This is a genomic window from Actinomycetota bacterium, assembly GCA_019347675.1.
GTDB lineage: Bacteria > Actinomycetota > Nitriliruptoria > Nitriliruptorales > JAHWKO01 > JAHWKW01.
In genome coordinates this window covers 78858-92485 of sequence record JAHWKW010000014.1, presented here as the reverse complement: position 1 = coordinate 92485, position 13628 = coordinate 78858, and the positions used below count along the sequence as shown (strand labels likewise).

General features: G+C 70.9%; 15 protein-coding genes and 3 pseudogenes. 12 read left to right on the top strand and 6 right to left on the bottom strand.

Features of this window, described 5'->3' with window-relative positions:
- Window positions 1-17: 17 nt before the first annotated feature.
- The gene (locus KY462_10995; GenBank protein MBW3578243.1) at window positions 18-779 is read left to right on the top strand and encodes a UdgX family uracil-DNA binding protein; all 762 of its coding nucleotides are present in this window, start codon (window positions 18-20) and stop codon (window positions 777-779) included.
- A 149-nt stretch (window positions 780-928) separates the two neighbouring features.
- On the opposite strand, the pseudogene KY462_10990 reads toward KY462_10995, so the two are convergent.
- Window positions 929-2235: pseudogene (locus tag KY462_10990) on the bottom strand (erythromycin esterase family protein).
- A 112-nt stretch (window positions 2236-2347) separates the two neighbouring features.
- Between KY462_10990 and KY462_10985 the strand changes: the two are divergent.
- The 5 genes from KY462_10985 (at window position 2348) to KY462_10965 (ending at window position 6015) form a co-directional block, all read left to right on the top strand.
- Window positions 2348-3076: a CPBP family intramembrane metalloprotease gene (locus tag KY462_10985; protein MBW3578242.1), complete on the top strand. Its 729-nt coding sequence runs from the start codon at window positions 2348-2350 to the stop codon at window positions 3074-3076.
- 13 nt (window positions 3077-3089) lie between these two features.
- Complete coding sequence (locus KY462_10980; protein MBW3578241.1) at window positions 3090-3368, top strand: hypothetical protein; 279 nt, start codon at window positions 3090-3092, stop codon at window positions 3366-3368.
- Between the two features lie 4 nt (window positions 3369-3372).
- On the top strand, window positions 3373-4209 hold the full coding sequence (locus tag KY462_10975) for a beta-lactamase family protein (protein ID MBW3578240.1): 837 nt from the start codon (window positions 3373-3375) through the stop codon (window positions 4207-4209).
- A gap of 82 nt (window positions 4210-4291) precedes the next feature.
- Window positions 4292-5443, top strand: coding sequence for a sigma-70 family RNA polymerase sigma factor (locus KY462_10970; GenBank protein MBW3578239.1), 1152 nt, complete (start codon window positions 4292-4294; stop codon window positions 5441-5443).
- Complete coding sequence (locus KY462_10965) at window positions 5440-6015, top strand: ATP-binding protein (GenBank protein ID MBW3578238.1); 576 nt, start codon at window positions 5440-5442, stop codon at window positions 6013-6015. The genes KY462_10970 and KY462_10965 overlap by 4 nt, the downstream gene beginning before the upstream one ends.
- A 197-nt stretch (window positions 6016-6212) precedes the next feature.
- Here the strand turns inward: KY462_10965 and KY462_10960 are convergent, their stop codons facing one another.
- Window positions 6213-6392 carry a hypothetical protein gene (locus KY462_10960; protein ID MBW3578237.1) on the bottom strand — a complete coding sequence of 60 codons (180 nt, stop codon included), beginning with the start codon at window positions 6390-6392 and terminating at the stop codon, window positions 6213-6215.
- Window positions 6393-6454: 62 nt separating this feature from the next.
- Complete coding sequence (locus KY462_10955; GenBank protein MBW3578236.1) at window positions 6455-6967, bottom strand: bacterial proteasome activator family protein; 513 nt, start codon at window positions 6965-6967, stop codon at window positions 6455-6457.
- Between the two features lie 160 nt (window positions 6968-7127).
- Between KY462_10955 and KY462_10950 the strand changes: the two genes are divergently transcribed.
- The 4 genes from KY462_10950 to KY462_10935 all read left to right on the top strand — a co-directional run bounded on the left by KY462_10950 (window position 7128) and on the right by KY462_10935 (window position 10687).
- Window positions 7128-8114, top strand: coding sequence for a CapA family protein (locus KY462_10950; GenBank protein MBW3578235.1), 987 nt, complete (start codon window positions 7128-7130; stop codon window positions 8112-8114).
- Between the two features lie 27 nt (window positions 8115-8141).
- Complete coding sequence (locus KY462_10945; protein ID MBW3578234.1) at window positions 8142-9086, top strand: SRPBCC family protein; 945 nt, start codon at window positions 8142-8144, stop codon at window positions 9084-9086.
- 37 nt (window positions 9087-9123) lie between these two features.
- Window positions 9124-10296, top strand: coding sequence for a glutathione-dependent formaldehyde dehydrogenase (locus tag KY462_10940; GenBank protein ID MBW3578233.1), 1173 nt, complete (start codon window positions 9124-9126; stop codon window positions 10294-10296).
- Window positions 10297-10441: 145 nt separating this feature from the next.
- Entirely contained in the window at window positions 10442-10687 is a 246-nt protein-coding gene (locus tag KY462_10935; GenBank protein ID MBW3578232.1) for a DUF2277 domain-containing protein, read from the top strand.
- Between the two features lie 29 nt (window positions 10688-10716).
- On the opposite strand, the pseudogene KY462_10930 reads toward KY462_10935, so the two are convergent.
- Together KY462_10930 and KY462_10925 are read right to left on the bottom strand one after the other, a co-directional pair.
- Window positions 10717-11069, bottom strand: a pseudogene (locus KY462_10930) (hypothetical protein).
- A gap of 5 nt (window positions 11070-11074) precedes the next feature.
- Window positions 11075-11734, bottom strand: coding sequence for a helix-turn-helix domain-containing protein (locus tag KY462_10925; protein ID MBW3578231.1), 660 nt, complete (start codon window positions 11732-11734; stop codon window positions 11075-11077).
- Between the two features lie 84 nt (window positions 11735-11818).
- On the opposite strand from KY462_10925, the pseudogene KY462_10920 reads away from it, so the two are divergent.
- Window positions 11819-12226, top strand: a pseudogene (locus KY462_10920) (hypothetical protein).
- A gap of 207 nt (window positions 12227-12433) precedes the next feature.
- Here the strand turns inward: KY462_10920 and KY462_10915 are convergent.
- Window positions 12434-13162: a hypothetical protein gene (locus tag KY462_10915; protein MBW3578230.1), complete on the bottom strand. Its 729-nt coding sequence runs from the start codon at window positions 13160-13162 to the stop codon at window positions 12434-12436.
- Between the two features lie 285 nt (window positions 13163-13447).
- On the opposite strand from KY462_10915, the gene KY462_10910 reads away from it, so the two are divergent.
- Complete coding sequence (locus KY462_10910) at window positions 13448-13627, top strand: DUF1918 domain-containing protein (protein MBW3578229.1); 180 nt, start codon at window positions 13448-13450, stop codon at window positions 13625-13627.
- The last annotated feature ends 1 nt before the right edge of the window (window position 13628 follow it).

Genomic DNA, 13628 nt, shown 5'->3' with positions numbered 1-13628 from the left:
GTCGCAGGGAGATCGCCATGGACGGTGAAGCATCCAGCGCCGCTGCGTACGTGCCTGGTTCACGCCAGCTGTCCGAGCTGCAGGAGGCCGCGGCCGACTGCAAGGGCTGCGGCTTGTACCGCGACGCGACCCAGACCGTGTTCGGCGACGGCGGGGGGGACGCCGACGTCATGTTCGTCGGCGAGCAGCCCGGCGACCAGGAGGATCGCGAGGGCGCTCCGTTCGTCGGTCCCGCGGGGCGCGAGCTCGACCGCGCGTTGGAACGGGTGGGGATCGACCGCACGCAGACGTTCGTCACCAACGTCGTGAAGCACTTCAAGTGGAAGCAGCGCGGGCGGAAGCGCCTCCACCAGACCCCCAACCGCGAGGAGATCGAGGCGTGCCGCCCGTGGCTCGACGCCGAGGTCGAGGCGGTGCAGCCCAAGGTGATCGTCGCGCTCGGTGCCACTGCCGCCAAGGCGCTGCTCGGGTCGTCGTTCCGGGTGACCAGGCAGCGGGGGGAGCTTCACCCCGGCCCCAACGGCGCGCTGGTCACCGCCACCGTGCATCCCTCGTCGATCCTGCGCGCCCCGTCCGACGAGGACCGTCACGCTGCGCGGGAGGCGTTCGTCGCCGATCTGCAGCGCATCGCCGACGTCATCCGCGAAGGTGCCCTGGGCGGCTTGATGCACGACACCAAGGACGACCTGTACGAGCAGGCGCAGGACGCCGACATCCCCGGCCGCTCGTCGATGACCAAGCGGCAGCTGGCGGACGAGCTCGCCGACCGGCTGGAGTGACCGCAGCGGCCCCGGCGCCGGGGGCCTGCCGCCCCGGCGCCTGCCCCCGCTGACGTTTGGCGCGCCGGCGCCGGGCTGCCGCCCCGGCGCCTGCCCCCGCTGACGTTTGGCGCGCCGGCGCCCGCGCCCGCTCCACGCCCCGACCGACGTCACACCGCCCACGGGTAGGTGTCGGGGATCTTCCCCGACTCCCAGGCACTGGTCGGGTCCAGGGCTGCAAGGGGGTGGTCTCGTCGATGTGGACCATGACGTCGAACTGCGACGGCAGATGTGCGCTGAAGTAGTGGCTGATCCGCTCGGTCTCCGGCCGGTAGACCACCCCGATCGCCCGTTCCAGCTGCGGCTCGCCGAACGTGTCCGCCACGTGCGGGTCGCGCATGTCCAGCCAGAACCGGTCGGACGCGACCTCGTGCAGGACAGCTTCGTGGCTACCGGGCAGCGCGTCACGGACCCGTTGGCGCAGCATCGGGCCGTTCCACTGCGACGCCGCGACCTGTCCACGGTGCGTCGTGAACCCCACTGCGGTGACCTGCCCGGGGTGGCGTTCGCGCAGCAGCTGCCCGACGTTGATCTGACCGCGGCGGTGGCCCATCTCGGTCGCACGGGCGTCGCCGAGGTGGGAGTTGTGTGCCCACACCACGATCCGAGGGTCACCTGCGCGCCTGGCTTGGTGTTCGGCCAACGCGTCGACGGTGTCGGCCATGTGCGTGTCGCGCAGGTTCCACGAGTCGTCGCGGCCGCGGAACATCGCCCGGTAGTACCGCTCGGCGTCGGCCACCAGGCGCGCGTTCTGCTCGGCATCGAAGAAGGCGTCTTCGCGCAGCTGCCCGTCGGAACCGACGTAGACGTCAGCCTCGCGGCGCAGCTCCACGAGCTGCTCGACGACGTCGGCCTCGCACGGTTCCTGGCCCGCCACCGCGGTCGCGTGCCCGTACCGCTGACCGTCCACCCCGACGTGGTCGAAGCAGCCGTAGCGGAGACGGGCCCGCTCCGCGGCCTCGGGGTCGACCGCGTCGAGGTAGCGCAACACCTCGTCGATCGACGTGAACAAGCTGTACAGATCGATCCCATAGATGCCGGTTGGGACGTCGCGACCCGCGTTGTGCTCGCGGAGCCACGCAGCGAATCCGGCGACCACCGTGTTGCGCCACATCCACGTCGGGAACCGGGTGAAGTCGCCGAGGGCCGCTCGCGGGTCGGCGTCGTCGGAGCGGTGACGGACGTACCCGTCGAGCCGGGCCGCGTCAGGCCAGTCCGCCTCCAGCGCCACCGCGTGGAAGCCGTGGTCGGCGATCAGTCGCCGGGTGAGGTCGGCGCGCAGCTCGTAGAACTCGTGGGTGCCGTGCGTGGCCTCCCCGACGAGCACGTAGCGCGAACCCGCGAGCCGCTCTGCCAGCGCTTCGACGGCGGCGTCGTCCAGCGGGTGCGCCCGGCTGTCGAGCGTGTCCTCGGTCATCGCCGCCCCGGTCGTTCGTGGCGCGTGGTGATCCAGCACGACGGTAGCGACCCAGGCCGAAGGCGTGGCCGGTCCCGCGTCGCCCGTCGCGGGGCCCGTATCGTCTGCCGGGATGCTCGCTCCGGTGCTCGTGGCTGCTGCGCTGGTGGCGTACAACACCGTGCTGAACCTCGCGCCTGTTGCTGAGCGCTGGTACGTGCCGACCAACCTCGTCGTCACCGCCGGGCTGGCGGCGGCGGCGGTGGCGACCGGGCTCACACCGGCGTCGATCGTGGGCGACGACCCGGCTGCGGGGGTGGCGGCCGGCCTGGGGATCGCAGCCGCAGTGGCCGCGGCGTTCGCCATGCTGGTCGGCCTGTCACGCCGGCGCCCGTCGATCCGCCGCGCGCTCGCCGATCAGCGCGCCGCCGACATGAGCCCGCCGACGTTGGCGTGGCACATCGTCGTGCGCATCCCGTTGGGGACCGTCATGTTGGAGGAAGTCGCCTTCCGGGGCGTGCTCCTCGCCGCGTTCGTCGGCCCGCTGGGTACCACCGGGGCGGTCGTGGCATCCAGCGTCGCGTTCGGCTTGTGGCACATCGGCCCGACCATCCCGACGCTGCGCACCAACCGCATCACCGACCCCACCCGGACCGTGTTGGGGGTCGCCGGTGCGGTCGTCGTGACGACCGTTGGCGGGGTGGCCCTGTGCGTGCTACGGCTGGGGAGCGCCTCGCTCGTCGCCCCGGCGCTGGGACACTGGGCGATCAACGCGTCGGGGCTCGGGGCAGCCGGGTGGGTGCACCGGCGCGGGCACACGACCGGCGCGGCCGACCAGCGCAGGCGTTACGGTCGCCAGTGACAGGAGGACCACCATGGCGAAGATCGAGGTGACCCCGGCCGGCAACCGGCTCTTCCGGGTCGAGATCGAGGACGACGCCGGCCGATCCGAACACGAGGTGACCGTCCCCGACGGCTACGCCGAACAGTTGGGCGCCGGGGACGTCGCGCTGCAGGACCTGGTGCGCGAGTCGGTGCGGTTCCTGCTGGAGCGCGAACCGAAGGAGTCGATCCTGAGCAGCTTCGCGCTGTCGGACATCCCAGGGTACTTCCCCGGGTACGAAGACGAGATCGCGGGTCGCGTCGCCGGCTGACGGGATGGGAGCGCTCGATCGGGTCCGCGACTGGCCGGTCGGCGAGGCCGCGGTCGGCGTCACGAACGCCGACGCTGCCCTGGAGACGGTCGGCCCGAGCGGACAGGTGTTCCCGTGGGCGTCGGTCACCAAGCTGCTGACCGCCTACACCGTCCTGATCGTCGTCGACCAGGGCGCCATCGGTCTCGATGATCCCGCCGGACCGGAAGGCGCGACGGTCGCGCACCTGCTGGCGCACACGTCCGGTCTGCCGCTCCGCGGCGAGGATCCGGTCGCCCGGCCAGGGGAGCGGCGCATCTACTCGAGCGCGGGGTTCGAGGTGTTGGGACGGGTGCTGAGCGACCGCACCGGCATGTCGTTCGACGAGCTCGTGGCTGACAACGTCCTCAAGCCGCTGCAGATGGACGCAACCGTCGTGGCCGGCTCTCCCGCGCATGGCAAACGGGGACCGCTGTCCGACCTGCTGGCGCTCGGCCGCGAGCTGCTCGCCCCCACCCTGGTCGACCGCGACCTGTTCGCCCGTGCCACCAGCGTGGCGTACCCCGGCCGGTCGGGTGTGCTGCCGGGGTTCGGACGCCAGGACCCCAACGACTGGGGGCTGGGGTTCGAGCGACGCGATGACAAGCACCCGCACTGGACGGGAACCTCCAACTCCTCAGCGACGTTCGGACACTTCGGCCGCAGTGGTTCGTTCCTGTGGGTCGATCCCGAGGCCGGGCTGGCGTGTGCCTGCTTGGTCGACCGCGAGTTCGGGCCGTGGGCGGTCGACGCGTGGCCTGCGCTGTCCGACGCCGTGGTCGGCGAGTACGGCGCGGCCGGGCGGCGCTCCGCAGCGGGATGATGCGGGGCGCGTGAAGCGTTACAGGATGTCCACCCCTGTGCCGACAACCGGGGGTGGCCGCACGACAGCGAAGGGACGCGCCGTGCCTGTCACCGAGCTGGTGGCGTCCGACGCCGCCGTCGTCGAGCTGCTCGACCGCGCCGCTGAGCGCGGCTACCTCCTGGTGTCCGAACTCGAGGAGGTGCGCTCCGCGCTGGACGCGGACGGGTCCTGGGCGGACGAGGTCGTGGCGTTGGCACGCGACCGCGACGTCGAGGTCGTCGACGACGTCTCGGGGGACGAGGAGCCCTCGGGTGAGGTCCGGATGTCGATGTCGGGCGATCCGGTCCGCCAGTACCTGGACCTGGCCGGGCGGACTCAGCTGCTCGACGCCGAGCGTGAGCAGGACCTCGCCAAGCGGTACCAGGCGGGCCTCGCCGCCGCCGCGATGCTGCACGGCGCCCGCCGTCTTTCCCCCCGCCAGCGTGCCCGGCTGCAGGCGATCCGCCGTGACGGGGAACGCGCCAAGGAACACATGGTCCGCGCCAACCTCCGACTGGTCGTGCCGCAGGCCAAGAAGTGGATCGGTCGCGGGATCGACTTCATCGAGCTGATCCAGGAGGGCAACCTCGGCCTGATCCGCGCCGTCGAGAAATTCGACCACACCAAGGGCTACAAGTTCTCCACGTACGCGGTGTGGTGGATCCGTCAGGCGCTGCAACGCGGGTTCGCGGACAAGGCCCGCACCATCCGGGTTCCGGCCCACGTGTGGGAGCTGTCGGCCAAGCTGCGCCGCGCCGAGATCGACCTGCGCAACGAGCTCGGCCGCGACCCCACCGACGAGGAGATCTCGGGACGGACCTCGATCGATGTCGGCCGGATCGGCGACGTCCGCGAGGTCCTGCAGGACCTGACCTCGCTGGACCGCCCCGTCGGTGAGGACGGCGATGCCAGCATGGGAGACCTCGTGCCCGACACCGACACGGCCGACCCCGAGCGCACCGCCTCGGCGGGTGACGCTCGCGCCCGCCTCGCCCGGGCCCTGACCGGCCTGACCGAGCGCGAGCGCGCCATCCTCGAGCTGCGGTACGGCTTCGTGGACGGCGACACACGCACCCTGGACGAGATCGCCCAGGAGTACGGGCTGAGCCGCGAGCGGATCCGCCAGCTCGAGCAGGAGGCGCTGGCCAAGCTGCGTCATCCGGCGCGGGGCGCCAACCTGGGCCCGCTCCTCGACGCTGTCGCGGCCGCGTGACGGCGGACGCTGACGCCTCGGGACCGTCACGCGCGCCGCAAGCGGCCGCGGTTCTGCGGGTCCCCGACCCGTCGGTGATCCTGCTCGTCGGGATCGCCGGGTGCGGGAAGTCGACGTTCGCCGAGCGACACTTCACTGCGACCGAGATCGTCTCCTCCGACCGCTGCCGGGCCCTGGTCGCCGACGACCCCACGGACCAGAGCGCCACCGGTGACGCGTTCTCGCTGGTGACCTTCATCCTGGATAAGCGGTTGAAGCGCCGCCGTCTGACGGTCGTCGACGCCACGAACCTGACCCGCGATCAGCGTCGGCGCTACCTGGGCTTGGCCGCCAAGTACGACGTGCCCGCGGTCGCGGTGGTGTTCGACCTGCCGTTCGAGGTCTGTGTCGCCCGGGACGAGCGCCGCGGCGACCGCCGCGTCGGCCGCGACGCCCTGCAACGCCAGCGGCGCGAGTTCGAACGGGGCGTGGATCAGCTGCGGCGTGCCTCGGAGTACCGGTCGCTGAAGATCCTGTCCTCGCCGGAGGAGATGGAGGCGACGGCCGTGGTGCGGGAGGACGCCGGCAGGTAGGTCGCCGTAGCCCGCCGACCTGGTCCATGACGCAAAGCCGGTCGCTGCTGTCACCCGGCTACGCGAGCCCGAGAGCAGCACCTACGGCGACCTGTACCTGTCGCAGGACCGCGAGTCCTATCAGAACGACATCACAGGCGACAATGTTGCTGCTCCCACCGAACAGATCCACGGACGTAACCGACGACCCCCGACCGTCAGGTCAGTCCGTGACGCGAGGCGTCCTGGTGGTGGACGAACTCCACCTCGGCGTCCTCGTACCCCTGCTCCGACTGCGGGAAGGCGTTCCCCTCCCAGCCGCACACGCAGCGGGCGACGACGTACACCTCGTCCTCACGGATGTCCTCGCGCGGGTCGAACTGGTGCACGTCGGGCACGGGATCCTCCTGGGTATCGACGGGGCGGCCGCTTGCTCTCGGCGCGACCGCGACAGCGACCGCTACAGGTACTGCCCGGCGCCGCCCTGGCGGCCGCCCCCTTCGATCGCTTGCCGGCGCTGGAACTGTGCCAACTGCTGCAGCTGCTGCTCGGTGGCCATGCTCGCCTGGATACCGCGGAACAGGCCCTCCAGCCAGCCGGCCAGCTGCGCCTGGGCCACCCGCAGCTCCGAGCCACTGGGTGTCCCGTCGGGGAGCAGGTTCATCTCCTCCAGCTCCGCGCCCAGATCCTCCGACACGATCTCCTTCAGCGACGCGATCGCCTGGTCGTGGATCTCCGCGAGGCGTTCACGGCCGGCCTCGTCGAGCTCGGTGGTGCGGACCTCGTCGAGCATGCTGCGCACCATGTGCGCGATGCGCATCAGTCGCGTCGGGTGCTCGACCTCCTCCTGAGGCGGCTTGTCGCCGTCGAGGAAACGCTGCGCAGGCGTCTGTTCGGCGTCGGGCTGACTGGTCTGGTCCTTGCCGTCGGTCGGCGGCGCCTCGTCGGGCGTGAAGCGGTCAGCGTCGGCCACGGTTCGTGCTCCTGTCTCCTCGCCTCCTAAGCAAGACGACGCCGACCGGTTCCGCAACCGGGCGGTCACCGGCCCTCGACACCGACCACCCGCTCGGACCGGTGCAGCGCCCGCCACGGCCTCCACGCGCCGTACGGTCGCGGGTGTAGGGAGGGTGCCGATGACCACGATCGGGCTGGCGGGCGACACCATGCTCGGCCGGAAGGTCGCCGAACGGCTGGCTGAGGTCGAGCCGAGCGAGCTGTTCGACGCGGCCGTGGTCGCGGTCTGCAACGAAGCCGACATCCTCGCCCTCAATCTCGAGTGCTGCATCTCCGACCGTGGCTCACCGTGGCCCGACCCACGCAAACCGTTCTTCTTCCGCGCCCCGCCCCACGCCGTGGAGGCGCTGTCGCTGCTCGGCGTGGACGTCGTCACGTTGGGGAACAACCACGCGTTGGACTTCGGCGAAGAGGCGCTGCTGGACACCTTCGCGCACCTCGACCGCGCGGGCATCGCATGGGTGGGTGCGGGTGAAGATCTCGGCCGGGCCCGCGCTGCCGTGGTGGTGGAGCACAACGGCCTGCGGTTGGGTGTCTTGGGCATCTCCGACCACCCGGAGGATTTCGCGGCCGAACCGGATCGGCCCGGCATCGCGTTCGCGGACCTCGCGCGCGGGGTGCCGCAGTGGGTAGGTGACGCGATCGACGCGGTCGACGCCGACGTCGTGTTGCTCACGCCGCACTGGGGACCGAACATGACCGCCCAGCCGGTGCCCCATGTCGTCGAAGCGGCTGAGACGCTGGCGGCCAGCGGCGTGGATCTCATCGCTGGTCACTCCGCTCACGTCTTCCACGGCGTGCGGGTGCTGGGGGGGCGCGGCGGGGCGCCGATCCCGGCCCTGTACGACCTGGGCGACTTCATCGACGACTACGCGGTCGACGCCACGCTCCGCAACGACCTGGGGCTGTTGTGGCTCGTGACGCTCGACGGGTCGCGCCCCGTCCGGCTCGAGGCGGTCCCGTTGGCGCTGGACTACTGCTTCACCCGCCTGGCCGACCCCGACGAGGCGCAGTGGATCACCGACCGGTTCACGACCGCCTGCGCGGCGATGGGGACAGACGTCCAGGAGGCAGACGGGCGGCTCGTGATCAACTGGACGCCGTAGGCGACACTGCCCCCAAGGAGCGCAGCCATGCAGCCGTCGACCGGCCGGCGGGCGGGTCCAGACGACCAGGGTCGCGACCGTGGCGATGGTCGCCTCCCAGCTGCGTTGGGGTGGTTCAGCGTCGGTCTGGGGACCGCGCAGGTCGTCGCGCCGGGAGCCGTCGACCGGCTCGTCGGCATCGCGCCCACTCACCGCAGCGGCGCTGTGATGCGTGGTGTGGGGCTACAGGAGCTCTCGGTCGGCACCGGGATCCTCGCGAGCGACCAGCCGGACGGTTGGCTGTGGGCGCGTGTGGCAGGCGACGTCACGCACCTCATGTTCCTGGGTGCGGCGCTGAGGTCACCCGACAGCAGACGACGACGGGTCACGATGGCGATCGCGGCGGTCGCCGGGGTGGCGGTGGTCGATCTGATCGCGAGCGTCCGGGCCGGTCGCGCGTCAGACGGTGCGGATCGGGTGATGCGGTCGACCACTGCGATCACGATCAACCGTCCGCCGGAGGACGTCTACCGCTACTGGCGCGACCTGGACAACCTCCCACGGTTCATGTTCCACCTCGAGTCGGTCGATGTGACCGCAGGCGGGCGATCCCACTGGGTCGCACGCGGACCGGCCGGAACCACGGTCGAATGGGACGCCGAGATCGTGCAGGACACCCCCAACGAGCTGATCGCGTGGCGCTCGCTGGAAGCCGCCGACGTCGACAACGCCGGGGCCGTCCAGTTCAAGCCGGCGCCGGGCGGGGCTGGCACAGAGGTGACCGTCGATCTGGAGGTCGCCACGCCGGGTGGCGAGGTCGGCCGTGCGCTGGCCAAGGTCGCTGGGGAACACCCCGAGCAGCAGGTCAAGGACGCTCTGCGCCGCTTGAAGCAGATCCTGGAGGCCGGCGAGGTCGTGCGCTCGGACGGCAGCCCTGACGGCACACGCACACAACGGCAGTGGCGGCAGCCTCCGGCGCGACCACCGGCGTAGCCGCCGTCGCGAACCCGACAGACCGAAGGAGCTCACCGTGAGAGCGACCTGTTGGATGGGGGTCCACGACGTGGAGGTTCAGGACGTCCCCGACCCCAGGATCCTCAACGAGCGGGACGCGATCGTGCGCGTCACGTCGACCGCGATCTGCGGCTCGGACCTCCACATCTACGACGGGTACATCCCGAGCATGCGCAAGGGCGACATCCTGGGTCACGAGTTCATGGGCGAGGTCGTCGAACTCGGGTCGGGCGTGACCAGCCTCGAGGTGGGCGACCGCGTGGTCGTTCCGTTCCCGATCGCATGCGGCCGCTGCAACGCCTGCGAGCGCCAGCTGTACTCGCTGTGCGAAAACTCCAACCCCAACGCAGGCCTGGCCGAGAAGGTCTGGGGCGACTCGCCCGCTGGGATCTTCGGCTACTCGCACATGCTGGGCGGGTACGCCGGAGGGCAGGCGGAGTACGTGCGAGTGCCCTTCGCCGACGTCGGACCGCTGAGGATCGACAGCGACCTGACCGACGAGCAGGTCCTGTTCCTGACCGACATCCTGCCGACCGGCTACATGGGGGCGGAGCTGTGCGACATCCAGCCCGGCGACGTGGTCGCGGTCTGGGGCGCGGGACCGGTTGGCCAGTTCGCCATCGCGAGCGCCCTCCTGCTGGGAGCCGAGCGGGTGATCGCCATCGACCGGGTCCCCGCGCGCCTGGAGATGGCCCGCCAGCACACCGGGGCGGAGACGATCAACTACGAGGAGAGCGACGTCCTCGACGCGTTGAAGCAGATCACGGCCGGGCGCGGTCCAGACGCCTGCATCGACGCGGTCGGCATGGAGGCACACCACCCGTCGACTCCCGTCCGCGCGTACGACAAGGCCAAGCACCTGACCCGGATGGAGACCGGCCGGCCGCACGCGCTCCGCGAGGCGATCTTCAGCTGCCGCAACGGCGGCACGGTCTCCGTGATGGGCGTCTACGGCGGGTTCATCGACAAGTTCCCGATGGGCGCGGTCATGAACCGGTCGTTGACGATCCGTTCCGGCCAGTGTCACGTGCAGCGCTACATGCGTCCGCTGCTGGAGCGGATCGAAAACGGCGAGATCGACCCGACCTTCGTCATCACCCACCGGATGCGACTCGACGACGCTGCTGACGGCTACGACCTGTTCCGCAACGACAAGGACGATTGCGTGAAGGTCGTGCTGACGCCGTGACCGACTTGCACTTGTTGCGATGGCGTGCGTCGGGGCGTCGTGGATCCTCGCCGGATGGACGCCGCGTCAGTGGACCTGCGCGCTCGGTCATCGCTCCGCCCGTGTCCGGTGGACCGTGGCTGCGTCTGCGCGTAGGGTCCCCGGCGTGTGCCGAAGCATCCAGCGACTCCGCGGGGCCAACCCACCGGCAACCGACGTCGAAGTGCGGGATGCTGCGCTGCAGTACGTGCGGAAGATCAGCGGGTACCGAACGCCGTCGGCGGCCAACGAGGCGGTCTTCGAGCAGACAGTGGACAGCATCGCCGCGGCGACCCGGCGGTTGCTTGACGGGCTGGTCGTTGGCGCAGGATCGAAGCCATCCACGCCGGTGCAACGGCGCTCGGTCGACTGAGCCGGACGGGAAGCGGCACCCGACGCAGCTCATCTCCGCCGCGTCTCGCGGAGTCCGCGGTCGGGGCGCCACGTGGTGACGACGAGCTCGTCTGCCTCGACACGCACGAGGCTGGCCAGTTCGATGTCGAGGCGGAAGAAGCTGCCGGCGATTTCCTCGTCGGGGTCGGGTGGGATCTCGACGAGCCGCCCGGCGATCTTCGCGTCCCCCGCGCCGAGCTCCACGTCGAGGGGGGCGGTGTGCGGACCTCGGTCCCGCTCAGGCGCGGTGCCCCGTCAGCCCTGATCGTCCCGATGATGTGGTGGGCGTGCGACTCGAAGCGGTCGCGCACGGTTGCGGCGAGCTCAGAAGCCTCTGCCGCGAACGCCGCCCAGCTCACCACGCTGTCTAAACACGGTGCAGCGCGACGCAGCACCGGTCCGGCGCCGGGTCGCGTCGCACCTGGACCTCGGGGTCCAGGACGTCTGCGAGGCCGGACACGAACGCGAGGTTCATGTTGCACACCAGGTCGGTGTGCTGCTCCACCAGGTAGCGGAAGGGACAGTTGCGCAAGCGGACCACCCGACCTTCCCGGTAAGGCTGGTAGCCCCGGTGCTCCAGCACCGCATCAAGCGCCGCGCCCCCGTCTTCGCTGCGAGCGAGGTCTCGGCCGAGGTCGGCGGCCGTCTCGTCGAGGGCCTGACGCGCCGCCCAGGCGTCGTCGGCTTCGGCAGCCCGCGCGAGGATCTCGGCGGCCAGCCGGTAGTCGCGCGGTGGGACGCTCACGGCGATCTCGCCTTCGGCCGGGTGGTACCGCTTGGCCGGGCGGCCGGGCCCCGGTGATGCGCGGCCGTCGGGATACGCGAACGTCGCGGCGAGCAGTCCACTCTCGACGAGTTTGTCGAGGTGGTAGGCGACCAGTGAACGGTCGATGCCGAGCGAGGCGCTGACGTGGTCGCGGGTCACGGGCTCGTCCTGGACGGCGACGTAGCTGTACAGCCGCCGGCGGGTGGACTCATCGAGGACGCACAGGGCAGCCAACTGCGCTTCGAACGTCGATCCGGACACGGAACACCTCCCACATCACCGACCTTGTGCTCCGATCGCACCTCCGATAAAGTAAACGTACCTAGTTTTTATCGAGAGGTTGGCATGGCATCTCGATCGAACGTCGGTGCGCAGGACCTCCGAGACCCCGGGTTCGCCGCCTTCACGCTGCTGCGGGTGGGCTTCACGGTCGCCCCGATCCTCTTCGGCCTGGACAAGTTCTTCAACCTCATGGTGGATTGGGAGAAGTACCTCTGGCAGGGGGTCGCGGACACCCTGCCCGGAACCGATGTGCAGATCATGATGGCGGTTGGGGTGGTGGAGATCCTCGCCGGCCTGACCGTCGCCGTCGCGCCCAGCATCGGGGGCGGGCTGGTCGCCATCTGGCTCGGCACGATCGTCACCAACCTCGTCATCGTGGGGTTCACCGAGGGTGAGTACTGGGACATCGCTCTGCGTGACTTCGGCCTGATGCTCGGGGCGATCGCGTTGGTGATCCTGTCGCTGCGGTACGGCCCGATCGCTCGCCGCGGTTCGTCCGGGGGAGGGTCGCGCCGGGAAGCCGGCCGTGAGCCGGCGCAGGCGCCGACCGGCCCGGGGCAGCAGGGCGGCGGTGAGGGACCGGCAGAGCGTCCCACCGGTCCCTGGCAGCAGCGGTAACCCAGCGAAACTCACGTCGCCAGCGCGTCACCGGCCCGTCGCCGGGCACGCCGGCTGGCGTCACAGCTCCACGGTCAGCCCGTCGTACGCCGGGGCCGCACGCTCGCACAGCGCCGCGGCGACCTCGACCAGTTCGTCGTGGGCCGGGGCGGTCCGGCCGATCTGTGTCAGCAGGATCCGGTCGACGTCCCATCTGCACACCACCGGGAGGGCTTCGTCGATGCGCAGGTGGCTGAACAGGCTCCGGCCGTACATCGCCCCGTCGAGTGCCAGCAGATCAGCGCCGCGCGTCGCCTCGGCCAGGTCCTCGGTCAGCTCGGCGACGTCCGATGCGTACACCAACACCGTGTCGTCGCGCTGGAGGCGCCAGGCGAACGTCCGGAAGCGCTGATCGCGGGCGTGGGGTACCTCCACGGCGGTGATGCGCCAGGGACCGACGTTGCGGCGCTGGCCCGGATGCACCGGCTGGAGATCGCAGAGGCCGAGGTCCGCGCGACGCTCGCGGAGCACGCCGACCGCCTCCGGGCTCGCGAGCACCGGCACCGGCGCCTGCCTGTGGTCGTCGAGCCAGCGGTCCAGAGCCGGGATCCCGCCCGAGGCGTCCCGGTGCGCGTGGGTGACCAGGACGGCATCGAGGCGGTCGACCAGCTCGCTCTGCTCGTCGAAGTGGTTGGTCACGTCGATCATGACCGAGACGTCGCCGGCCACGGCCAGCGCTGAGCTCTCTCCCCGCCGCGACCGCCCTGACCCCGGTGTGCCGCCGCTGGCGCCGGTGCCCAGGAACGTCACCCGGGTCACCACCGACTGTGCCCCGTGACGCTCGTCCGGGCGTCGAGGCGATGGTCGTGGAGCGCCGCGTTGCCCATCGCCTGACGAACCTAGTCGCGAGCCCAGCGGGCTGGCGGCACGGTCGGGCGGGCCGGTCGGTGCGCCCGCGATCGATCGGGAGGGACGCGCCGTCGACCACGACCGGGACGAGGCTGGCCGGACGATGCATTGGCGTCTGGTTCACCACTCCGCTCCGCAGTACGGTGAACGGCAGCCGAACCCGACTGGCCGTCAGGAGGGAACGCGATGGAGGTCCACGCCGGCGACACGATCGAGATCCCGTCGAACAAGGTTGGTGTCCCCCCACGCCGCGGCACGGTGAACGAGGTCCTGCAGCAGGACCCGCTGAAGATCGAGGTGACCTGGGAAGACGGTCACCAGTCCATCTTCGAGCCGGCCGGCGGCCACCTCAAGGTCGTGTCGTAGC